The sequence below is a fragment of the Brasilonema octagenarum UFV-OR1 genome (assembly GCF_963888615.1).
GTDB classification, from domain to species: domain Bacteria; phylum Cyanobacteriota; class Cyanobacteriia; order Cyanobacteriales; family Nostocaceae; genus Brasilonema; species Brasilonema sennae.
Genome location: NZ_CAWPKW010000206.1, coordinates 29,330 through 52,695, shown reverse-complemented (window position 1 = coordinate 52,695; position 23,366 = coordinate 29,330). Strand labels below are relative to the sequence as shown.

Here is a 23,366-nt window from a genome sequence, read left to right as displayed (position 1 = left end):
TAATTGGATTGTAACGAATTGTATAAGATATCCGACTTCTTTAAAAAGTCGGATATTTGGCTTAACTTGACACAAATAACTCTAAGCTTACCCCACAACATTTATCTTGCACTCAAGCAAGAACCGGGATATTTGCTATCTCAAAACCAATACTCTTAAAATTTGCCAACATCAACTCATCACGTTTGTGCCAAACGCTAAATATTTTTTGCCTACCATCATAGAGTGTTTCAGAGTCAATTTGATAAACTGCATTATTTATCCGCTTCAGCTTTAACCCTAATAAACTCAACAGTTGCTTAAGTATTTTTATAGGTGAAATATACTCTTTTTGCTGCAATAAATTAATACCAATGGATCTTTTGATATGTTGACTACATTGAAAAGTTACATTTCTCAACAATAATAAATCTGCATCATTTTCACTAAAAACTCGTTTTGGTTCGAGATACTGTAGCACTCCTAATGCTCTCAAAGCTTCAACTTTAAGTTTATAAGTCTTCAAATCTGGCAGAAAAACTTTACCTTCACCCCAAGTTAATTGCTGATACCATTCTTGCTTGTCTCTCAGGCAGAGATACTCGCTTTCATGAGTTAGATAATAATGTATTAATAGTTGGTAATAATATCCTTTGTCGTCACGTAATTTCAGTAAGGGAGTGACTTCGACACCATACTTTTGTCTCAGAATATATTTCTGAATTTGATTACGTTCCTCTTCAGTCAACGAGTGTTTCAGCAATAGCTGCTCATATTCTACATAATCAATATCTTTAGCATCAGCTACAGTAGTTGCAGATCCTAATTGATTGCGTTGCTTAATTTCTCTGATTTTCTCATCAATCTCTTTTGATTTTTTCCGACTTTTAAACCAATCTTTTTGAACTTGGAATATTTCTAGGATTAATCTTTTACGGGTTATTATGTCGCTAGGTTCAGTTGCTAAAAAGGCTAGACGTAAATCTCGGATAATATTCTTTTGAACATCATTACCTCGTACATGAATTTGATGTCCATCAGCTATCAAACCGTCTTTCAGAGATTTACGGTAAAGCGTAATAGAAGCATTGACTCTAGCAGACAATTTTGCCCAAGTTCGTAGATGAATAGGATCATACACCAATGGTAAATCGACATCAACTTTATGTAGTGGACTGAGCAAAGCTATGTTTTCTTTTTGATTTTCTTGATACCAATAAGACAATGAACGATAATTTGTACTACCACTACCAATTAAGCCAATTCCTCGCTTTGCACACCAGACAATACGCGGCACATCGTCGCGTACTCTTGCTAAAGCTTGTCGTGCTTCACAGTCAGGAATAACGCCTTGAAAAATACCATAAACGCGGTCAAAATGTTGAACATCAATACTAATTCCAGTACCAAGGGTAGGAGTCACAAAAACAGCGTTATATTCAGTTACTTTTTGATTTATACCTGCAACAAAATCAACCGCTTCATGACCTAGTGTATTTGTTGTGTGACTACTAACAACCAAAGTTTTTGGAAATTCTTTTTGCAATCTTTCTAAACGTTCTTGAAGATAACGTTCAATCGTTTCACAACTGTAACGTCCAGAGCGACTATCCGTCGTCACATAACATTTGTGTCCTGTAATTAAATCCAATTCCAACTGATGAATTAAGGGAGTTGGGTTAGGAGAATCATAGAAAGTCACATCCCAACCTTGCTGGGGTTTCCACTGATTTTCAACAATCCAAGGAATGATTTTCATTCCTGCCAATCCTTGTAAATATTCTAAGGAAACATTTGATAAATCTGCATCTTGGGCAATCACTAATCCTCCACTTATCAACACGGTAGAAATAAGCTGCTGGAAGACTTTTAAAATTTTGACGCGTTTATCTTTACAAGTGTTGCTGTTAAGTAAATGCCATAAAGACTGTTCTACTTCGTCCAAAATGATGATTGCCCCTCGCCAATCCTCTGGATTTAGCTTCCAAATAGAATCAATACATAATCCAAGAGAATCAGGAGATGAAGAGAGTGTGGGAGTGTGGGAAAATATCCTTCCCTCCTTCCTTTTCTCTCTCCTTCCCATTCCCCACTGAATGCCAATTTTTTCGCATAAAAAACGTCCCAGTTGGATTCTGTGAGTAATGAGTAATACGGGTTTGTTTCTACTTTTGGCTTGATTCACAACAGTTTGCAGTGTTGTGGTTTTTCCTGTTCCTTTTGCAGAATTGACTGCAACTAATCCAGAGGAGGGGAACGGTATTTCTCCTAAATAGCGACGGTTGAGGGTGAGTGCAGCCGGAATGGTTAACTCGGTGTGAGGCTTGGTTTGAGCAAGGTAAACTTCTAAATCAACACTTTGGCGGTAGACTGTCTCAAAAGCACTTGCACCTTTGGCGACGAGAAAGTCATCAATCCCTTTTTCTATTCCTGGAAGTTTGATGACTCGCACGGAACAATTTTTTGCTTGAAACAGAAATCCTAGCTGGGAGATAGCATTAGTGACTGCTGCAATTTTCTTAGGTTCAGTTTCAAAATCAAAGCAGATGTAAAAGATACGCTCAGTGTTCGCAAATGCTGCTAAATCTGGGATAAGCTGGCGACTGATAACTTTGCCAAAGCCATCCTTGATGACGCGGTAACCACTGGTAATTCCAGGGATAGCAACAGCTGCATATCCTTGTGTCAATAGTGCTGCAGCTTTCTTAACACCTTCGCAAATAATAATGGGAATGTTCCGTTCCATCACCCATTGCCAAAAGCTTTCAGCTTCACCATTGCCAGCAATGTTGATACTGTTGGGCATGGGTACATTGTAACGTTGAGCCACTTGCTGCCAGATATCGAGTGATACTCGCAGACAAAATACTCGCGTTGCTGTAGTAGGGGGATGTTCGTACTTTACCAACTTGCCATTTTCATTTAATCGAGGTTGGTTGGGCTTAAAACACCCCCACTCCATGGCTTGCCAATGATTTAGGGAGTCAAGTCCAGAACACCACCAACCACCTTCAGTGATGTGGGCATAACGCTGTAACCACCCATTTTTGACCATCCCAGTATTTGTGCGGGGAAGATGTTCAGAAATTAGCAGGTAATCATAAGTGTTTCTGCCTTTCAAAGACACAAAATTGAGTTTTGCAAGGTTTAAATCTATACCGCTACCTTGGACTAATTCCTCAAGGTGTTGGGACTCTAGATAGTACAAATGCATTAGTTACGGCGTTCGGAAAAAACAGTGCATAACACCTTATCATGCATATGCAATTTTGAGATGAGGGAGTATGAAAGTACTGTGAGGCTTATTACACCATTCCAAAGAATACACTGAAAATGATGGTTTAATCTAAATTGATAACTGCTATCTTGAACTGCCAGAAGTCATACGTTTATAGACAAGAGCAGACATCTTGGGGAAAATCTGTCCATCATCAGCGTATGCCGAATCTGGAGCAAAAACTGCCAAAATATAAGCAGTTTTGTTATCTTCTGTAACAACCATTGCGGCTTCTGATCGAGAAGCAGAAGTCGCCCCTGCTTTAGAATAGAATCGAACACGAGTGTCGGGTAAAGATTCACCAAAAAAACTGCGTACCGGGTTGAAATCATAAGAATCTGGTGGTTGCCAAATTTTAGGATTTAAATCTCTTTTGAGCCATCCACACATTTTTCTGCTGGCTTGCAAAGAGACAGCGTGTTCAGCGTAACACATTTCATACAATAGTCTGGCTGCGTGTTTTGTCGTTATCTTATTCCAATTTCCAACTGGGTTATTAAGTAGCTGCGATTCACTTCCCTCAGGCTCTTGAAGATTAAGATAGTCAACGGGAAATGTTTTTTGAATAATATTAAGATTTTTGTAACCTGCTTCTTGAAAAAATCGATTAAGTTGTTGGCGTTTGTTTTTCCAAAGTTGAAATTTTTCGCTCTTTAGTTCTGATTCCGAACGTGTTCCTGTGACTTGATCTATAATAAAGCTAGCAGCCTCATTATCAGACTCCTGAATCATTTTAGCCAAATAAGGAGCAAAATCTCTTTCATTTTGCCAAATACCGCTATCTATTTGGGCATATAAAACCACCATCCAAAACATCTTAACTACGCTCGCAGGATATCTTGGTATATCTTGTTGGTATCCGGCTGTTTCACCAGTTTTTGCATTTATTAAGGTAACAGATAAAGCCTCTTTAGGCAGATTTTCGTCAGCAGCAAGCTCCACAAGATTGTTAACAATCCCTTGCAACTCTTGAGAGTCTTTAAAATTTGGAGGTTTTTTGAGGTTGTAGACGACTTGTGAATTTTGTTTCCCAGCTTGACGAGAGGGAATAGACAGTGATTTGGCGATCGGCGTAGCGTCAAGCCTCCGGCTTATCGCCCAATCAGGAACTGGCACAGCTGGAGTTACTGATTTCGAATTTTGTTTGCTGGATGATTTGACAGCAACTTGGATAACAGGAATTGGCGAAGTGGCTGTTGGTGCATGTAACGATTGTTGGGTAGATGGTTTGATAGATTGTTTTGATCCATATCTAGTTATCAAAACAGCTAGTAATACACCTAAAGTTATCACTCTTACTGTCACATGGTTTAGTTTGACAGCAAAGTTCTGCTTGGGAGATCTATTCCGGAATTTTTGAGATCGACGCCTTTTCGGCATTATGTCTGAGTTATATTTTGTTTTTAGAAGGAAAAAATCGTTAATCTGCTAAATTTTAGCAGAAGGATCTTATTTCTCACAAACATTAAAATAAATTGACAATCCACTCTTGCGACAACCAGCGTGCTCTTCTGGACATACAGCAAAAGAAGATCTGATAAAAAAGTTGGAAAAGTCCGGAACAGATGACTAAGCTTTCGTTATATTACAGTACATAAAACCAAAAGCTGCAGGTAGGTCGAGATGCAACTGGCTCCCTTTTTTCCGATTTTCTATCGCATCCTCAAACCAACGTTTCCTAACTGTCTTTGGTGTGGTGATCCAAGTTCCAAAATGATCGCACTGACATTTGATGATGGTCCACATCCTCAATACACGCCACAACTGCTGAAAGTTTTAGAGCGTTACAGTGTTAGGGCAAGTTTCTTCTGGCTAGGTGCTTGTGTTAACCGATCGCCAGGTATAGCCAAACAGGTGTGCGATCGCGGACATTGGATCGGATTGCATGGCTATGATCATCAAAATTTTCCCATGCTGTCCCCAACAGAACTTCAACAGAGCTTACAAAAAACCCAAGCTGCTATTTACAATGCTTGTGCTCTGACACCCGATAAAGTGCGCGATGTCCGTCCACCCAATGGCTTGTTTACACCTACAACATTAAAATTACTAAATCAATGGAACTATCGACCTGTTATGTGGAGCGTTGTACCGGAGGACTGGGTAAGACCAGGAATCCCCACAGTAGTGCAGCGAATTCTCCAGCAGGTGTGTAATGGTTCACTAATTGTTTTGCATGACGGTATGTGCGGCGGACAAGATGTCACCGCAACGACAGAAATCCTCATTCCTCAACTTATGGAACAAGGCTATCAATTTGTAACGGTAGACACTCTCTGGCAGGAACTGAGGGGGATGGGGGCAATGGAGGTCTTCTTTGGGGATGGGTTACAGAAATAATAACTGATCACCCTTGAGCTTGATTTTTGTACTAATGACTAACTTAGCGTTTTGGAACAGCTTCAGATTCAAAGCTGGGAGTGAGGGAAACCTCCTCTGTCCCTAATAAATGATGTATCTCGCTTAATGAACTAGGTTTTGCAGCAGGCTCCTCTAGTGAATCGCTTATATATTGAACTAAATCTTCCACTTGGCAATTCAGAGCTTTGCAAAATCTAATAATTCTCTCAATATGTTCTGTCCCCGTCCTTCCGCTTTCCCAGTTCTGAATAGTACTTTCAGTCACGCCCACGAGGCGTGAAAGCTCAAGTTGGGTCAGTCCTGCCTTTTCACGTAGAAAAGCTATCCGTGGTTTTGCCTTTTGTTTCACAGCTAAGCGCGTATATATAACCTTTAGCCGTAGATCCTAGCACCAAAAAAAACTTGTGCCCAAAAAATTTTGTCCAAAAACTTTTGTCCAGATCTTGACGCACTAAAAATCTTTGGTTAAAACATTAAGGTATAGGATTCACTTCTATCTCTAGTCATCTGTAGGGGGGAAGGGTCAACAGAGGGCAAATAAACGGCTTCAAATATTTTTCAAAAATCTTTTGGATAATTGCGGAATGATGTAACTCGACAATGTAGCTCTCAATAGCAAAACAAACAGAGAAACAAACACCACAAGGAACTCCTTAAGGTAGAAATACATCTAAATACCTACGTATAGTGACAACGGTGTTCACTCTCACAAAAAAGAACAACACACAAAAACAACACACACAACTAACAAGGTTAAAAAAATTATGTTGAACAAATCTATTGCTTTCGGTTTACTGGCTGCTGGTTTGATGATCGCTCCCACCGCCGCATTCGCCGGTCAACAATCACAGAACGTTGACCAGTACACAGAGCAAAACGCTGCTGCTACCAACGGTAGTACTGCAGTTCAAACTTCCATCACCAATAGCAGTCAAGTCCAAAATCGTACACACTCCCGTCCTGGTAACTACTACGGTGGTTCCCGCAGAACTCCTCAAGACCAAGGTGCTCGTCAAACCACCATTCAAAATGGTGCAGCACTTGATGGTTCTTACACTAACCAATACAGCGAGACCAACAACAACCAGCGTCAAAATGCTACCAATCGTGGTAGATCCTACCATCGCTAATCATTGATGTCATCAAAAGGCGTTGCCGAGTGTTTGGTATCAGTTAATTCTTTTACTATTCAAGCAACGCCACTGTTTCACAATTCATTCATAATTTAGGACATAGTTATGGTAAAGAAAACGTTGACTCTGGGTCTTTTGGTCGCTGCTGTGATGGTAATACCAACTGTAGCTTTCGCAGGCGAAGCCGTGACCAGGCAGGAGATTAATCAAAACTCTACAGTTGGTGGTGAAAATAGCCGAGTGAATCAGGCAGCGGACCAATACAGCATTCAGCAAAAAACTGGTCACCCCCGTTCTGGAAGACAAAATGCTAACCAGCGCATCGACCAAAATGCTGCCGCGCGTGATAACAGTAATGTTGACCAGTATGCTTCTCAAAAAAGCGAGCAACTGCAACGAAATAGACAAAACAGAGGATCTTCTATTCCTTACCGCCGTTAAGCCGTGCTGTACTAGTCTGTATTTAGTTTGCTGTCTCAAGCTGCTGTTGGTATTGGGTTACGCATCTGCCAAAATCCTGATGAGTTCAACTCCGGAAATATATAGCGGTTCCGGCTAATTAGCGATTGGGTCTTGCTGGATCTATGTGACAAAGCAACCCCAAATAACTCACCAGTTTACAGAAAATTGCGAGTGTCTGTTGACAGTGCGGTGGTGTGTTATAGGTGAGGAGTTGATACATATTTTACCGATTTCCTAGTTTTACTATATGAAAGTCGGTTGTATTTTAGGAACAGAGGAATTAAGCCATGCCTGCCAGACAAACTATTTCATTACTAGTGGTACTCTCAGCGCTGATTGCACTACCTGCGAAAATTGCGATCGCAGATGACATTGATGTCGAAGGTAGTACTAGTAGGGTAACAATCGATGAAGAAGGTGGTATCACAATTAGAGACAGAAGACCTACTAACAGAACCACTTATCCTTACAGTCGGGTACCCAATTCTAGAAGAAACATTCGACAATACAGTCTTGATCAGCGTCTGCGGAGTTTGAGATATCCTCGCACAACACAAAGCTACTGTAACGGCAGACGAGTAGTCCGAACAAATACTGTACGCAGTGGCTCTAACAGCGCAAATAGTACTTACAGTTCTACAACCACATCCACTTGTCAATAATACCAAGGGTACATACATGAAATCCAAACTACTTTCTCTGGGCTTTTTCTCTCTAACAGCCATATCCCCTTTCTTTATTCCTTCCTTAACCCCTTCTGCTTCAGCAGGATGTGTTGGTGTCACAGCTGGGACACAAATAGCGATTTCCAGAGAAGCAAGACAATCTACAAGAGTTAATCGTCAAAGTTCTCCAGGTTGTAGCGGTAGCACTTCTGTCAGCACAGGAAAGCAAGTTTGTATCAACAATGATGGTGCTTGCGAACAACGTCGCACTGTGAATCAAAATTTTGAAGGTGGTAACCGCAGGGGGGGTTATGACCCTGTAAAAGACATTAATGTTGATGTCAACGTTCCTGTGCACGTAAAATCACCAAGAGCACCTTTTTCCAACAGGTAAGATAGTCCTAACAACTCCTATCAAAACTCTCACCTTTCCGAAGTCCCTAGCAGGCGGGAACTTCGGTTTCATTGCTAGGGATGACTTTTGTGAAGGCAAAAACTTCTGTTGAGTTTACAGTAGCGAGTGAAATTTTTCTTCCCGCCTAATCTTTTCTCCAGCTATCAGCAGGTCATGCAATTTTTCAAATAATTGAATTGGCTAATTGTGTACCTGCTGTTACTTCAATCTGGTTCTGTCATCATGAGTAAATTAGTGATTCTTGCAAGCTGTCTAGTACTTCTAAGTGTTAGTACAGCTTTTGCACAAAATTTCGTCCGTAGTAGCCAGAAAACTTCTTCTGTCATTATTCAGACAGACAGCAATAGCGGACATAGCAGCCAGAGGACTTCCTCTGTTATTGTTCAGACAGACAACGATGACAAAAATTTTCACGATTCTTCCGTTATTGTTCCAACAGACAGTTATGACGATGACGACGAGGAAAGTAGCGAAGATTTTTCCGTTGTTGTTCCAACACACAGGAGTAGCGATATGAACAGATCGACGACATTCACTAGCCAGCAATCTAGCTTTGGTGATTCCTTTGGATATCAAAAAAGCTCACTTCAGCTAAGTGCTGCGAATTTAAGTCAACCGCATATCTTGAGCATCAATACATCAAATGCTCAAATGACGGGTGAAATTACTGTAAATGGTAAAGTTGTCAAGCAAATTAACAACGATAAAAACGTTAAGCTTAATTTGTCACCTTATTTATCAGTTGGTGAACACAAGGTGGAAGTATCAGCACGATACAATCCCCCATCATCTTCTGTGAGTGTAGAACTGAGCGGTCCTGGTACTAACGTAGCCCAACAAAATAGTGGTAATGGTGCCTTAAACTACACTATGGATGTTAACGTACGCTAAGCTCATGCGATACGCGCAAGCTAAAGCCTCCGGCTGATCGTCAATTGTGTAGCTAACCTTGAATTCATTCACTGAATCTATAAACAAGCACACGAACTCGTAGTCACTTATTCGCCCCAATAGCTTAATGGCTGCCTTGTAAAGGTTCTGCTATTTATAACTATCGCTCTTTGGCTTGCGGACTAGTAGCGAGTTTTTTCGTATTTTTTGGATCTGTTGCTGGTGTACCATACGAAAGACATACCCGTATCTCCTCCCTTGACACGAGTCCGACAAGCGCGTCAAGGGAGTGTACTATAGGTATAAGACTTCCCCTACACCCCGTAGTGGCTTCTTGTAGGGTAGGGTATTTTGAATTACTATAATATAGATCTAGTTGTACCTATTTGGCTTTCCAGATTTGCACGCATCCATAATTCTGCAACAGACCAAATCCAAAATTTATTTCGTACTTGGGCAAAATCATCATAGTTATGGGTAACAATTGCATCCAGTTTTTCATCCGTGGCACAAACGAGTTCTACAGCAGACTCAAAATCTTGAAGAGGTGAAAAACGTGCTTGTTGGAGAATAGTTTGATCGATAGTACAGACTTGGATTTTGTCTTGCAGCCAATTAATCACTAGTTCAGCGATATTTGTATTTCGCAAACGACTTGCATATGTGTGAATTTTTTGCCAACCAATATCTGTTATGTACATTTGAACCCACGGATGTACTCTATCTAATAACTCACTGACATCTCCTACAGAGTTATTACGATTCATCAAAGCCTCTAATATTAAATCAGCATCAACTAATACCCTGAACACTTTCAAACCCCATTATTAACCTATCAATATATTGCGGAGAAATAAGATATTAGACTCACTGAGTCATGAATATACTTATATACAAACTAAAAAGATAGTATTTCGGATTTACGCACAATCAATGAGAAATATAAACTAGCTTTGGCACCACTCTACTGTCTGGCTAAGATGATCAACTTTTGGTTGAGTGGCTAACATTCTATCTACGTAAGACGCCAGATAAATTTTTGTAGTTCCAAACAAGAGTAAAAGTCATTTATACCCAAAATTCCAGTCAATGTAACATCATATTTTGAATTTTTACAAAGTTAATAAATGCTTCTCACCTAGAAGTTATAAAAATAACAAAGTGATAAGCGTGATATCACTAATATCTCATAAAAGAATTCAATCAACTAATAAAAATTTATGAAGTGTTTTGATTTTTATAAATGAAATGTATAAACTCTTCTTTAAAAAGAAAAGCACAAATTTCTATCTAAAGAAGGATTGATATTAAAGTAACACTTAGTGATTGTCCAAAACCCATGACTAAAGTCATGATTAAACAAATAAAGTCCGTGTTAGAGAGCAAACTCTTGCTAGACAACAAAAATACAGCAGTTTGCAACGAGTATAAAATACAAAACCTAGGTCTAAAAACTAGATAGAAAGCGCGTTCTGTATCAAATCCGTTTGTATTGGAATTCTTTCTCTAGACCTAGTTTTTTACAAAGTCTGACTAATAATTACTATTATTGATGAGATTTAAGCAACAAATAATATAACTGCCCATGACTAACAGTCACACCAGCGCGATCGCCTGCTATCTTACCTGAACCTAAAAAATAATCTACTCGCCCCGCACCTTTAATTGCACCTCCGGTATCTTGATCAAGAACATACCGACTGACAATTCGATGCTCCATTTGTTTAGTCACAGAATTAACAAAAGGGAAGGGAGCACGAATCAACGCCAAAGCACCAGGAGGCATAAGCGATTTATCTGTTGCAATAGAGCGTTCTGCTGTTAGTGGTACTTTGATAGAACCTTCGGCGGGTGCACCGTGGTTTTCTTGAAAAAACACAAAGCTGGGATCGCGAGGGATATAAACATTTAACTGTTGTGGATACTTCTGAAAATAGTTGAGGATCTTCGGCATGGTCAAACCCTCAAGCGGTAACTTACCATCGTTCGCCAGTTCTCGCCCGATACTCTTGTAGTTGTAAGCGGTGTTACCAGCATAACCTATTGTTGTTTGAGTGCCATTAGTAAGCTGAAGTTTGGCTGAACCTTGAATCTGCACTAAATACGGTTCTAGGCGATCGCGAAACCAAAACAACTCTAACCCCCGCAATCTACCAATTGAAGCTTGCAACCCATCGGCACCTTCTAGTTCCAAGCGTGTGGGATGAGGTTTTTGCCATGAGCTAATATCAGGTGGTATGCGATAAGCAGGATAGCGATACTCTGGAGTTGGAACACGACTAGCAGCATAAACTGGTTCATAGTATGCTGTAAACAGCACCGAGCCTTTTTTGTCTCCCCCCACTGACTGGTAAAAAACAAATTCCTTTGCTATTGCTGCATTAAGTTCCACAGCAGATTTAGATTTTAATACCAGTTCTCGGAATCTTTGCAAACTTTTGATAACGCGATCGCGTGTCATTCCCACCACAGGATACTGTTGATACACCCCCGCCGCATCGCTAGAAAAAAGGTACTGCAAACTGCGATCTACAGCCGTCAACAAAGCCTTTTTATCTGGTGATTCACTGTTTTCGCCCCATAATTGACCATCCAAACAAGAAGTATCGCCCTCGCAACAAGGAAACGGTGACTTCGCAATGGGTACTAATGGAGATGGCGCTGTTTGCGGTTGAACAATTTTATCCTGTAATTGAGCTTGAGAGGATACTGGTAGTTGCCATTTTGTCACCCGACACTGTGGTGGACTCAGTGCTAAATGCCCGAAAGGTTGCATAAGTAATAACACAATTATAGGGGCTATAGGGAGACTTATGGCGATACGCTCAGCGTCAAGCTTTCGGCTTATAGTTCGTAAGGATACGGCACTTTGCCCCATTGCGACAAATGTCTTTTTGATCATTTTTTCTAAACTGCGTGACATAGGGGTGTGATGAAAATTGCTTACATCTTACCCGTAACCACTGATGACCCTTCAATTATCAGTTATCAACTGCCAATTGTCAGGCATTCAGCCCCATGAATTTATTTTTGGAGAATTGATATTCAGATGTCCGACAATTCTTACAAAGTTGGACATCTTGTTTTTTCACAAATCCTCTAAGAGTGCTATCTCACTCGTTCATATTATGATATGTAGCAACAGCAGAGGGCGATACACGATTCAAGTAACGGAAGATCCAGTATTTGAAGATCGTATCTAAAATAACTGGAAATGTAGCAATAAATAGGAATATAAAACTGTGATTTGCTGGCAATCCCCAATGGCGCGAAATACCTTCTAAAATAACTTCCCAACCATGAGGAGAGTGGAAACCCACAAAAATATCGGTAAACAAAATTATAATAAATGCCTTGGCACTGTCACTAAGACCGTAGACAATATGGTCAAAGAAATCTTTGAGTTCCGCTATTTCTTTTTTGCTAACAAGCAACAAGCAGGAAAACGCAATCACAGACAATATATCAGCAAAAACATTTTTCAGGGCATTAGAACTACTATTACTAAATTCCTCAGAAATCTCATTAGCCTTTGTTTTTATCTGATTTTCCATCTGCTCAAGAGATAATGGTTCGCCATTGAGCAGCAAGTTATCAAATTTTATTCTCTCTTCAAATTTTTCTAGTTCTTCTAGAGCTTCTTCTTCCATTTCAAAATTCAGGAACAGACCAGCTTCATTCGCAGATTCTTTATGAAAAGTACGGTCAACAATCGGTCCAACAACCAGAGCTTTTGACAATTGATGAGTCAAAATAGGAACTATAATAAGCAGAAGCAGAAATTTGACAGATATTATTGTTCTTCTTTGTGTATTACGAAAATTTTTAACGACATCTTGTTCTGCTTGGGGGTCTAACTCAACTTGCAGACGAGTAAAAGTACTAAGAATAGAACGCGGTACAACTCCTGTCGTATTTGCCTTATTTTGAGGTATATTATTGTCTAATCTCTGAGTTAAGAAATTCTGTTGTTTTAATTGATTAGTTGAGGGTTGTATTCTTATTAAACTATTATCTTTATTGATTTGAACTTGGGAATGTAATTCGTCCAAATTGGTGTATTTTGCTGTGATTTCATCAATGAATGTGAGTTTTTGTAAAATCACAGAAGGCTGTGGAAACTGTATACCAAATTCATTTGCAGCTTTTTGATTAGATTCGCTCAGAAAAAAACGGCTTGCCTTAAATTCTGTTAGCCGCATTCGGACAATTTTTAATTGTTTTTTTAGGTATGACTCAAAATAATCCATGACATTACGGCTGTACTTATTTGATGTAATGTCTATCTTATTACCATCGAAATCTTTATCTTCTATTGCCTTAATCTGCAATGCCGCTTTGTAAGCCTCGTCTAGAGAACGCTCTGAGGTGCGTAAGTACCATCTGTAAGAGGCTACTAAAAAAGGGTATATTTTTTGGCGAAAAATAGAAATAATCATTGTTGGCAATCATCCAGCATACTTTTGTGACTCTTAAACTTAAGTTAACGTACGAAGTGTCTGAAAAAATCTCCAAGGAGATATTTATGATTTGGGATTCCCTTTGGGTAACAGGACCTAGCCGCAGTGGTAAGACTGCTCGCTTGGTAAAGCAGTTTTGTAATTGGGTGTTGAGTGAAACTAGCTGCAAAGAGTCATATTATACGAAAAACCAAGGGCAAAAAAATAGCGAGAATATACCAAGACCCTTGTATCTTCATCAAACAGAACCAGGAGTCTTAGTTTTGGCAGCCAATGATGAAAATCGTCGGGGGTTAGCGGATAAAATTGTTACAGCCACTTCCGGAAAATATCCAGTACGTTGCAAGACACCCTTGGGCTTTATTCAGGATGAAGTGAGTTTGTTTTGGCCTTTGCTTATTCAGTTATTGGAGTTAAAGGCGCAATTTCCAGTACGGCTGCGTCCAGAAACTGAACAGGAACTAGCAACCAAACTTTGGCGTTCCCAATTGGACGAGGGAATTTTGCGTCGCGCGGGAGAACCGGAGTACCGATTAGTACGTCGTATCTTGGATTTATTGCAACTAGGGGCTTCTAGTGGCATAGCCTGTGAGAAAATTAATGACGTTTTGCTCAACGCCATCGCTCAGCAAGAGAATAGTACAAACCTAGAACCTGAACTCATAACATCTTTACTACTCAATTGGCGTAACTGGTGTCTAGAAAGAGGATTTCTCACCTATGGAATCATGACCGAAGTTTATGGCAAATACCTCTTAAGCGATCCAATTTATCAGCAACAGCTTAGCAAACGCTATCAAGCAGTGCTGGCTGATGATGTCCAAGATTATCCTGCCCTATCGCGTCACCTGTTTGAGTTGCTTCTAAATAACGGTGCAGTGGGGGCATTTAGCTACAATCCCGATAGTGTAGTGCGTTTGGGACTAGGAGCTGACCCCAATTATTTAGAAGGATTATCAGCACGTTGTCGGCAAGAAGTTTTGACTCAGCGTCCCTTTTCATGCCTTGGAGAAGCTAGCACCATACCGATGCAGGAGCTGATAACAGAACAGATCATGCCTTTAAGCTTACCAGCAGCAGTCCAATCCATTCAAACCAGATCCCGCGCCGAATTATTGCGGGAAACAGCAGAGGTGATTGTTAAAGCTGTTAAGGAGAAGCAGGTACAGCCAAACGAAGTGGCGATCATTGCACCAGGTTTAGATGCGATCGCCCGTTACACCCTCACAGAAATCCTCACTAAGCAAAACATCCAAGTCCAACCTCTCAACGACCAACGTCCCTTGATAAGTTAGCCGATCATCAGAGGATTGCTCACCGTTCTTGCCTTAGTTTATCCCGGCTTAGGACGCTTAGTTGACCGCGATGCTGTGGCAGAGATGTTAGTTGTGTTAAGCAAGGAAGTTTCTGGAATCGAAGCAGAAATTTCCCCCTCATTTCCCCACATTGACCCCGTCCGCGCTGGCTTGATAGCAGATTACTGCTTTGTACCCCATCCAGACCAACCCAAGTTGCTACCTGTCACGGCGTTTGACCGCTGGGATAGACTGGGCTACGCAGCAACCACGGCTTATGGTAGTATATTGGAGTGGTTAGAAACCCAAAAAACACAACAAGAACTGCGCTTGATTCCCAGTCCCATTTCTCTTTTAGATAGGGCAATTCAGCGTTTCTTGTGGAATGGCAACAATCTCCCCTACGACCAATTGGCGGCACTGCGGGAACTATTGGAAACCGCACAGCACTACTGGGAAATTGATACGAGATTGCGGCAAACCTCCTCTGTTTCTCCCCCATTAAAAGAGGAAACTCAAAACAAGAGCACTTCACCTCACTCAACAATTGCCGAATTTATCCAACTACTGCGGCGTGGTACCATTACCGCTAATCCCTACCCGGTTCATCCGATCGGGCCCAAATCAAATGCTGTCACATTGGCTACCATCTTCCAATATCGCTCTTCTAGACGGTCTCACCGTTGGCAGTTCTGGGTGGATACAGGTTCGCCTTTGTGGGCAAAAGGCGGTGCGGCAACTTTATTCGGTGCACCATTCTTCCTCCAAGAAAGGTTGGGCGAACCTTGGACAGTAGAAGATGAAAAATCGGCAGAAGAACAAAGACTGCGAACAATTCTGGCAGATTTGCTTGCTCGCGTGTCCCAAAGAGTCTATTTATGTCATAGCGATTTAGCGGTTAATGGGCAAGAACAGCTTGGTCCTTTGCTACCTTTGGTACATGCTTGCGTTTCAGTTGTTTGTGATCCTGCCGTTGTTTAACCCATTTCGGCGGAATTCAAGAGCACGCCAGGTGCTACAAGTCGGGAAACCCGCCCACCACACTGGCTCCCTACTACAACCAGTATCTGTACAATATTAAGTAAGGTAAAGAACACTCTCATAAAAAGCTAGAGTAAAAATCAATGGTGTTATTTGGATTCGGTAAAAAATTAAGCCTGCCCACTCCTGAAGAAGCTTTGTCAGGGCGAGCAGAAAAAATGCCAGTACCGGCTCGTCACTATGTTAACGGTCATCCGCTCAAGCCGCCATTTCCAGAAGGAATGGAACTTGCAACGTTTGGTATGGGTTGCTTTTGGGGTGCAGAACGCAAATTCTGGCAGCTAGAAGGAGTTTACAGCACAGCAGTTGGTTATGCTGCTGGTGTCACTCCTAACCCAACTTATAAAGAAGTGTGTTCTGGACGCACAGGTCACAATGAAGTGGTACAAGTCGTCTTTGATCCCAAAGTCATTAGTTATTCCGAGTTACTAAAAGTCTTCTGGGAAAACCACAACCCCACCCAAGGAATGCGTCAGGGTAACGACGTGGGTACTCAGTACCGTTCAGGAATTTACGTGTATTCTGAAAACCAAAGAAAGCTAGCAGAAGCATCGCAACAAGCTTATCAGAAAGCTCTCAGTGCTTCAGATTATGGAAAAATTACCACTGAAATTCTGGATGCTCCTGAATTTTACTATGCCGAGGACTACCATCAGCAGTACCTGGCGAAAAACCCCAATGGCTATTGCGGATTAGGCGGGACAAATGTTGCTTGTCCTGTGGGAATTGCTCAACTCAACGGTTAAGTCTGTGATATTCTGTTCCGTTATAGCGCAAGCTTAACGGGACATATTCTTTTCTATAGCAATCCTAAATATTCGTGATAAATAAGATCCCCGACTTCGTAGAAGTTGTCGGGGATCTGTCGTTTTTAATTCTTACAAATCAAATAGGATTACTATAGAAGTTCTCAGGAACGCTATAACCTCAACACAACCACTCGAAAGATTGATGCTAGGTAGTTCACTTCAATTTCTATCTCAAGAGTGCATAAGTCGATTTTGCTTACAACTATGAATAAGACAAGGAAAGTAAACAAGCTTAACGTCCTTTTAGTAAAGAGGTAGTACTGATCTCACATAATCAAACTTCCATTAATACTCGAGCACAAGACTACGTTTACAAAGGAGAACAAACCATGAGCCAATCGAAGTGTGAATCTTTGATAAAGCCTTGAGATCATCATGAATGAAAAATTTACAGATGAAATTACTTACATTGTCAAGCTATTTAGAATTGGAAGATTAATTCGATGATTCAGCCAAGTTTACCTCAAGACGATACCCCTGAACAACAGCAGCAGCGAAATGAACAGATCGCCCGCCAGCGAGAAGATTATCAATACGGCGAAACTGCGGGGATATTGTTGATTAAAAAATTGCCACAGTCAGAAATGTTCTCATTCAAATACTCACTGGAGCGAGATCAGGGCTTAATATCATTAATCGCGAATACCTTAGCAACCAATATCGATAATGTTTTCGATCCATTCGATAGCTTAAAAGATTACCAGGAAATGTTTCCACTCCTGCGTAAACCCTCAACGTTGCAAACATTCCGCAACGATACTGTCTTTGCTCGTCAGCGCATTGGTGGTGCGAATCCGATGGTGATTGAGCGCGTCATTGAGAAATTGCCTGATAACTTTCCAGTGACAGATGCCATCTTTCAAAAAATCATGCTGACTAAAAAGACACTGGCAGAGGCGATCGCAGAAGGCAGAATCTTCCTCACCAATTACAAAGGGCTTGATGGACTAACTCCAGGAACATACGAACAAGGAACAAAAACCATTGCTGCCCCGTTGGTGTTGTACTGCTGGAAACCTGTAGGTTATGGCGATTATCGTGGTACTTTAGCTCCCATTGCCATTCAACTCAATCAACAACCTGATCCAGAAAAAAATCCTATTTATACACCAATTGATGGGATGCATTGGTTTATGGCAAAAATCTTTGCTCAAATGGCAGATGGTAACTATCACGAAGCCATCAGCCATCTGGGAAGAACCCATCTGATGTTGGAACCGTTTGTAATGGCAACTGCTAATGAACTAGCGCCCAATCATCCCCTCTCAGTCTTACTAAAACCCCATTTTCAATTCACTCTGGCAATCAATGAACTGGCACGAGAACAATTGATCAGCCCAGGTGGCTATGCAGATACTCTGTTAGCTGGAACTTTGGAAGCCTCCATCAGTGTTATTAAAGGAGCTATCAAAGAATCTCTCGAAAACTTCAGTGAGTTTGCCCTACCTAAAGAGCTAAGTCGGCGAGGAGTTGGAGAAACCGATCTTGACGAACAGGGAGAAAACTTTTTGCCAGATTACCCCTACCGGGATGATGCTTTATTATTGTGGAGAGCTATTGAGTCTTACGTTAGCGATTACCTAGAGCTGTACTACACATCTCCAGTCCAGATTTTGGAAGATACAGAGCTACAGAATTGGGTGCGGAAACTAATATCTCCAGAGGGGGGTAATGTTAAAGGATTAGTGGCTAATGGTAGACTAGAGAGTGTCGAACAGTTAGTGGCGATCGCCACCCAGCTTATTTTTATTAGTGGACCCCAGCACGGTGCGGTGAACTATCCCCAATACGACTACATCGCCTTTGCCCCCAACATGCCGTTAGCTACGTATGCGCCCCCTCCCAGTCGTGATCAAGAAATTGATGAAGCCACAATCCTGAAGATTCTCCCTCCACAAAAGCTAGCGGCAAAGCAATTGGAGTTGATGAAAACTCTCACTGTTTTCTTGCCAAATCGTCTGGGCTATCCAGACAAGAACTTTGTTGATGTCCGCGCTCAAAAGGTTTTGCTGCAATTCCAGACAAAATTACAAGAAATTGAGCAAGTGATTCATGAGCGGAATCAAAACCGGCTTGAACCGTACACCTTTCTTTTACCCTCGAATGTACCCAATAGCTTAAACATATAGCAATCCTAAATATTCGTGAGAAACAAGATCCCTGACTTCTTGAAGAAGTTGGGGATTTGTCGTTTGCGTTTCTGGCAACAAAAAACATGCCAGCGCTCGTTCTCCGGCTCAGCTTGGGAACGAGAAAAAAATCTTCGGCTGATCCAAAACTTTCCCTGTTCATGCACCTGTTCATCTATGAGGATGGTGTCACCTGCCCACAGGGGTGTCCGTTCGCACTCGCGTTGGCGCTCTTAGCGTCCTATGGCTCTGGCTAAGCTCGCGTCTTTTGCCTTTAACCTGAATCCTTACGCTTTTCTCGCCTTTGGCGATCAAAACTAATTTAAAGTTCACACAAGCGTGCATAAACCTTCAACCCTCATCCCTATCAAAATGCAGAAGCAAAAAACGAGTCCAAGACGCCAAACAAACTTACGGCGGACAAAGACACAAACCAAAACCAAAACTATTTCATGAGGTAAAGAAAATGATTGTCGTCATCAAATCCCAAACTCCCGCATCTGAAATCGAAAGAATCATTCAAGAACTGAGCCAGTATTCCGCAACAATCGAAAAAGTAATTGGTAAAGACAAAGTTGTCATTGGCTTGGTGGGTGATACAAGTGTTATTTCTCCAGAACACGTCCAACAAATCAGTCCATTTATCGAACAGGTGGTTCGCGTGAAACAGCCTTTCAAACGGGTTTCGTTAGAATATCGCTATGGTGAACCAAGCGAAGTCGTTGTCCCAACTCCCAATGGTCCAGTCACTTTTGGTCAAAATCATCCTTTAATTGTAGTCGCTGGACCTTGTTCAGTCGAAAATGAAGAAATGATTGTGGAAACAGCACAAGTCGTAAAAGCCACTGGTGCACAGTTTCTCCGGGGAGGAGCGTACAAACCTCGTAGCTCACCTTATGCTTTCCAAGGACATGGCGAAAGCGCTTTATCTCTGTTAGCAACAGCCCGCGAAGTCACTGGACTAGGAATTATCACAGAAGTGATGGATACAGCGGACTTAGACAAAGTTGCAGAAGTTGCTGATGTGGTGCAAATTGGTGCCCGCAATATGCAGAACTTCTCCCTACTGAAGAAAGCAGGCGCTACTGGTAAACCAATTCTGCTCAAGCGGGGGCTGTCTGCAACAATTGAAGAATGGTTGATGGCTGCTGAATACATTCTGGCTGCTGGTAATCCAAATGTGATTTTGTGTGAACGCGGAATTCGCAGCTTTGACAAGCAATATACAAGGAATGTTCTAGATCTATCTGTGGTACCTGTCTTGCGTGGACTGACCCATTTGCCAATTATGATTGATCCCAGTCATGCCACCGGCTACTCTAAGTTTGTACCAACAATGGCAAAGGCAGCTATAGCAGCTGGTACAGATTCCTTGATGATTGAAGTTCACCCCAATCCCTCCAAAGCACTATCAGATGGTCCTCAATCTCTAACACCACCGGATTTTGTCGAACTCATGCAGGAACTTGCTTCCCTTGCCCAATTCTTCGGACGTGGAACAAAGTCTGCCTTCACAACCACACCATTTGCTACCAAAACTCTTTCGACTGTAGGTGTCTAAGTTGAGCAATCATCAGTGGTTTTTCTAGGGTAGGTAATATCATGTTTACACCAATGACTCATCGATTTGCCTACCTGAGATTCTTTAATCATTCTGAAATTCTTTCGTTAAGGCAATCATGTGTGCGTATTATTCTTTCAGCTTGACTAGAAATACAGTAGGAAAATACGCACAAACTAATTTACTCGCATTTTCTCATTCTAAAACTATAATTGACACTGCTGTTAAATCTTAAGAAATTTAATACCGACAACAACTTGACAAAACTCCTGAATTTCTAACCAAATCTTTTGTAGATACCAAAATGACTATAGGCGCAATAGATATTTTGATACTGAACGCTCCAGAAGCATTTACTTCTCAAAACTGCATAAGTCAAATTGAACTACATCTATTTAATATCGGGTAGTTGCTGTCAACCAACAATCACTCAGAAAAACAGTGTCCTGCACTCAACTTTCTCAGCAAGTCGTCAAATTATTCTGGTGATGATTTTTAAACAAACTTTAAGAGGGTCATATCTATGTATTCTGACGCACAATCCTACACAACTCAAGGTGGAATATTTGTATCACGCTCCGTAACGAATACTTCTATAGAGTCGGCAATTGATGAGGTTTTGATACGTCTGGATTCCCAACGCGGAGGGTTGTTGGCAAGTAGCTATGAATACCCAGGACGCTACAAACGCTGGGCGATCGGTTTTGTTAATCCACCTTTAGAACTTGTTACCCGCGATAACACTTTTACCATTACGGCTCATAATGAGCGAGGCAAGATACTGCTAGATTATCTAGCACAGAACCTGTTGGATCAACCATATCTTCAAGCTGTTAATAAAGAGAACAAGCGTATTATCGGCTCTGTCAAACCAACTGAACGTCTCTTCTCAGAAGAAGAACGCAGTAGACAACCTTCTGTTTTCAGTGTTGTTCGCGAGATATTATCTGTCTTCCACAGTCCACTAGATGAAAACTTGGGACTTTATGGTGCATTTGGCTATGACTTAGTTTTCCAATTTGAGCAAATGCCAAAGCATCTGGAACGTTCAGCAGACCAAAGAGACTTGGTACTATATCTACCTGATGAGTTGTTAGTTGTTGACTATCACCTGCAACAGGCATTCAGAGTGCAATATGATTTTGTCACCAACAATGGTAGCACTCGGGATTTACCTCGCACGGGTGAAGTTATGGATTACCGAGGTCAGCGTTTAAGTGTAACTCAAACCTCTGATCATGCGCCTGGTGAATATGAACAACAAGTCACCAAAGCACTCGATTACTTCCGTCGCGGTGATTTATTTGAGGTTGTTCCCAGTCAAAGCTTTTTTCAAGCTTGTGAAAAACCCCCAACGGAACTTTTCCGCACTCTCAAAGAGATTAATCCCAGTCCCTATGGATTTCTCTTTAATTTAGGTGGAGAATATCTAATTGGTGCATCTCCAGAAATGTTTGTGCGTGTTGACGGCAGACGTGTTGAAACTTGCCCAATCAGTGGTACAATCCGTCGAGGAGAAACTGCGATTGATGATGCAGCGCAAATCCAGAAGCTGCTGAACTCGCGTAAAGATGAATCCGAACTCACCATGTGTACCGATGTAGACCGCAATGATAAGTCGCGGATTTGTGAGCCGGGTTCTGTACGAGTGATTGGTCGTCGCCAAATTGAATTGTACAGCCATCTCATCCACACAGTAGACCATGTGGAAGGGGTGCTGCAACCAGAAGCTGATGCTTTGGATGCATTCCTCACACATCTGTGGGCAGTTACAGTCACAGGAGCACCAAAACGCTCAGCCATGCAGTTTCTTGAACAAAATGAGCGCAGTCCAAGACGTTGGTATGGTGGAGCCGTTGGATGCTTGAGTTTTAAAGGCAACTTGAATACTGGTCTGATTTTAAGAACTATCCGACTGAAAGACTCAGTTGCACAGGTGCGAGTTGGTGCAACAGTTCTTTATGACTCAGAGCCAGAAGCGGAAGCTCAAGAAACTATTACTAAAGCTGGTGCCTTATTCCAAACGCTTCGCGTCGTTGAACACAAAAGTGCAGATTTGTCAAGGCTGTCAGGTCTTGACATTCAACAAGCAAATCCAGGGGCGGGCAAACGTGTCTTGTTAGTTGACTATGAAGACTCATTTCTTCATACCCTAGCAAATTACATCCGTCAAACTGGTGCCACAGTCACAACACTACGGCATGGTTTTGCTGAATCAGTTTTTGATACAGAAAAACCTGACTTGGTTGTATTATCTCCTGGTCCTGGAAGACCAAGTGACTTTCATGTAGCAGAGACGATCGCAGCCTGTAAAAAACGGCAAATTCCCATATTTGGTGTGTGCTTGGGCTTACAAGGAATAGTTGAAGCACACGGCGGAAAACTGGGAGTTTTAGATTATCCCCAGCATGGTAAAGTATCAATGGTATCTGTTGTTGATCCAGATTCTGTTACCTTCAAAGGTCTACCACAATCGTTTGAAGTTGGTAGATACCACTCGTTGTATGCACTACCGGAAAGCTTACCCGCAGAACTCAAAGTGACCGCCATGTCCGCAGATGGTGTGATTATGGGCATTGAGCATCGCACATTACCAATTGCCGCCGTTCAGTTCCATCCAGAATCTATCATGACTTTGGCAGGAGGAATAGGCTTAACAATTGTTACAAATGTAGTCCAAGAATTCATGGCTACAATTCCCTCCTCAGCGCTTGCATAATCACCTCTGTTATAACCCTCTCTAATCGCTTTTCACTTCACCCCCGCCTTTAGCTACGCAAAAATCTTTCCCTCTCCTTTATAAGGAGAGCCAGTGCGTTGCGGGGGTTCCCCCCGTTGTAGCACCTGGCGTGAGGGATGCCCGACAGGGCAGGGTGAGGTTCTGAATT

16 protein-coding genes and 1 pseudogene are annotated in these 23,366 nt (G+C 41.6%); 11 read left to right on the top strand and 6 right to left on the bottom strand.

Annotated elements, in window-relative coordinates:
- Positions 1 to 112: 112 nt before the first annotated feature.
- The gene (locus tag AC5590_RS15515; protein WP_169264492.1) at positions 113 to 3,193 is read right to left on the bottom strand and encodes a plasmid replication protein, CyRepA1 family; all 3,081 of its coding nucleotides are present in this window, start codon (positions 3,191 to 3,193) and stop codon (positions 113 to 115) included.
- A gap of 147 nt (positions 3,194 to 3,340) precedes the next feature.
- The gene (locus tag AC5590_RS15510; protein WP_169264491.1) at positions 3,341 to 4,636 is read right to left on the bottom strand and encodes a serine hydrolase; all 1,296 of its coding nucleotides are present in this window, start codon (positions 4,634 to 4,636) and stop codon (positions 3,341 to 3,343) included.
- A gap of 243 nt (positions 4,637 to 4,879) precedes the next feature.
- On the opposite strand from AC5590_RS15510, the gene AC5590_RS15505 reads away from it, so the two are divergent.
- Positions 4,880 to 5,596 (top strand): polysaccharide deacetylase family protein, encoded by a 717-nt coding sequence (locus AC5590_RS15505; protein ID WP_169264490.1) that lies wholly within the window; start codon positions 4,880 to 4,882, stop codon positions 5,594 to 5,596.
- Positions 5,597 to 5,639: 43 nt separating this feature from the next.
- On the opposite strand, the gene AC5590_RS15500 is transcribed toward AC5590_RS15505, so the two are convergent.
- Positions 5,640 to 5,966: a helix-turn-helix transcriptional regulator gene (locus AC5590_RS15500; protein ID WP_169264489.1), complete on the bottom strand. Its 327-nt coding sequence runs from the start codon at positions 5,964 to 5,966 to the stop codon at positions 5,640 to 5,642.
- Between the two features lie 415 nt (positions 5,967 to 6,381).
- Between AC5590_RS15500 and AC5590_RS15495 the strand changes: the two genes are divergently transcribed.
- The 5 genes from AC5590_RS15495 to AC5590_RS15475 all read left to right on the top strand — a co-directional run bounded on the left by AC5590_RS15495 (position 6,382) and on the right by AC5590_RS15475 (position 9,183).
- Positions 6,382 to 6,747: a hypothetical protein gene (locus tag AC5590_RS15495; protein ID WP_248277200.1), complete on the top strand. Its 366-nt coding sequence runs from the start codon at positions 6,382 to 6,384 to the stop codon at positions 6,745 to 6,747.
- 108 nt (positions 6,748 to 6,855) lie between these two features.
- The gene (locus AC5590_RS15490; protein WP_169264488.1) at positions 6,856 to 7,191 is read left to right on the top strand and encodes a hypothetical protein; all 336 of its coding nucleotides are present in this window, start codon (positions 6,856 to 6,858) and stop codon (positions 7,189 to 7,191) included.
- A gap of 308 nt (positions 7,192 to 7,499) precedes the next feature.
- The gene (locus AC5590_RS15485; protein ID WP_169264487.1) at positions 7,500 to 7,874 is read left to right on the top strand and encodes a hypothetical protein; all 375 of its coding nucleotides are present in this window, start codon (positions 7,500 to 7,502) and stop codon (positions 7,872 to 7,874) included.
- A 16-nt stretch (positions 7,875 to 7,890) separates the two neighbouring features.
- Positions 7,891 to 8,271: a hypothetical protein gene (locus AC5590_RS15480; RefSeq protein WP_169264486.1), complete on the top strand. Its 381-nt coding sequence runs from the start codon at positions 7,891 to 7,893 to the stop codon at positions 8,269 to 8,271.
- Positions 8,272 to 8,514: 243 nt separating this feature from the next.
- Positions 8,515 to 9,183: a hypothetical protein gene (locus tag AC5590_RS15475; RefSeq protein WP_211178381.1), complete on the top strand. Its 669-nt coding sequence runs from the start codon at positions 8,515 to 8,517 to the stop codon at positions 9,181 to 9,183.
- A 359-nt stretch (positions 9,184 to 9,542) separates the two neighbouring features.
- On the opposite strand, the gene AC5590_RS15470 is transcribed toward AC5590_RS15475, so the two are convergent.
- From AC5590_RS15470 to AC5590_RS15460, 3 genes are all read right to left on the bottom strand, one after another.
- Complete coding sequence (locus AC5590_RS15470) at positions 9,543 to 9,995, bottom strand: PIN domain-containing protein (RefSeq protein WP_169264485.1); 453 nt, start codon at positions 9,993 to 9,995, stop codon at positions 9,543 to 9,545.
- A gap of 734 nt (positions 9,996 to 10,729) precedes the next feature.
- The gene (gene mltA, locus AC5590_RS15465) at positions 10,730 to 12,061 is read right to left on the bottom strand and encodes a murein transglycosylase A (RefSeq protein ID WP_171978184.1); all 1,332 of its coding nucleotides are present in this window, start codon (positions 12,059 to 12,061) and stop codon (positions 10,730 to 10,732) included.
- Between the two features lie 235 nt (positions 12,062 to 12,296).
- Complete coding sequence (locus AC5590_RS15460; RefSeq protein WP_169264484.1) at positions 12,297 to 13,622, bottom strand: proton extrusion protein PcxA; 1,326 nt, start codon at positions 13,620 to 13,622, stop codon at positions 12,297 to 12,299.
- Positions 13,623 to 13,708: 86 nt separating this feature from the next.
- On the opposite strand from AC5590_RS15460, the pseudogene AC5590_RS15455 reads away from it, so the two are divergent.
- From AC5590_RS15455 to AC5590_RS15435, 5 genes and pseudogenes are all read left to right on the top strand, one after another.
- Positions 13,709 to 15,919, top strand: a pseudogene (locus AC5590_RS15455) (recombinase family protein).
- A 143-nt stretch (positions 15,920 to 16,062) separates the two neighbouring features.
- Complete coding sequence (msrA, locus tag AC5590_RS15450; RefSeq protein WP_169264483.1) at positions 16,063 to 16,725, top strand: peptide-methionine (S)-S-oxide reductase MsrA; 663 nt, start codon at positions 16,063 to 16,065, stop codon at positions 16,723 to 16,725.
- Positions 16,726 to 17,231: 506 nt separating this feature from the next.
- Positions 17,232 to 18,917 (top strand): lipoxygenase family protein, encoded by a 1,686-nt coding sequence (locus AC5590_RS15445; RefSeq protein WP_169264482.1) that lies wholly within the window; start codon positions 17,232 to 17,234, stop codon positions 18,915 to 18,917.
- A 466-nt stretch (positions 18,918 to 19,383) separates the two neighbouring features.
- Entirely contained in the window at positions 19,384 to 20,478 is a 1,095-nt protein-coding gene (gene aroF / locus AC5590_RS15440) for a 3-deoxy-7-phosphoheptulonate synthase (RefSeq protein WP_169264481.1), read from the top strand.
- 523 nt (positions 20,479 to 21,001) lie between these two features.
- Positions 21,002 to 23,197 (top strand): anthranilate synthase, encoded by a 2,196-nt coding sequence (locus AC5590_RS15435; RefSeq protein ID WP_169264480.1) that lies wholly within the window; start codon positions 21,002 to 21,004, stop codon positions 23,195 to 23,197.
- Positions 23,198 to 23,366: the final 169 nt, after the last annotated feature.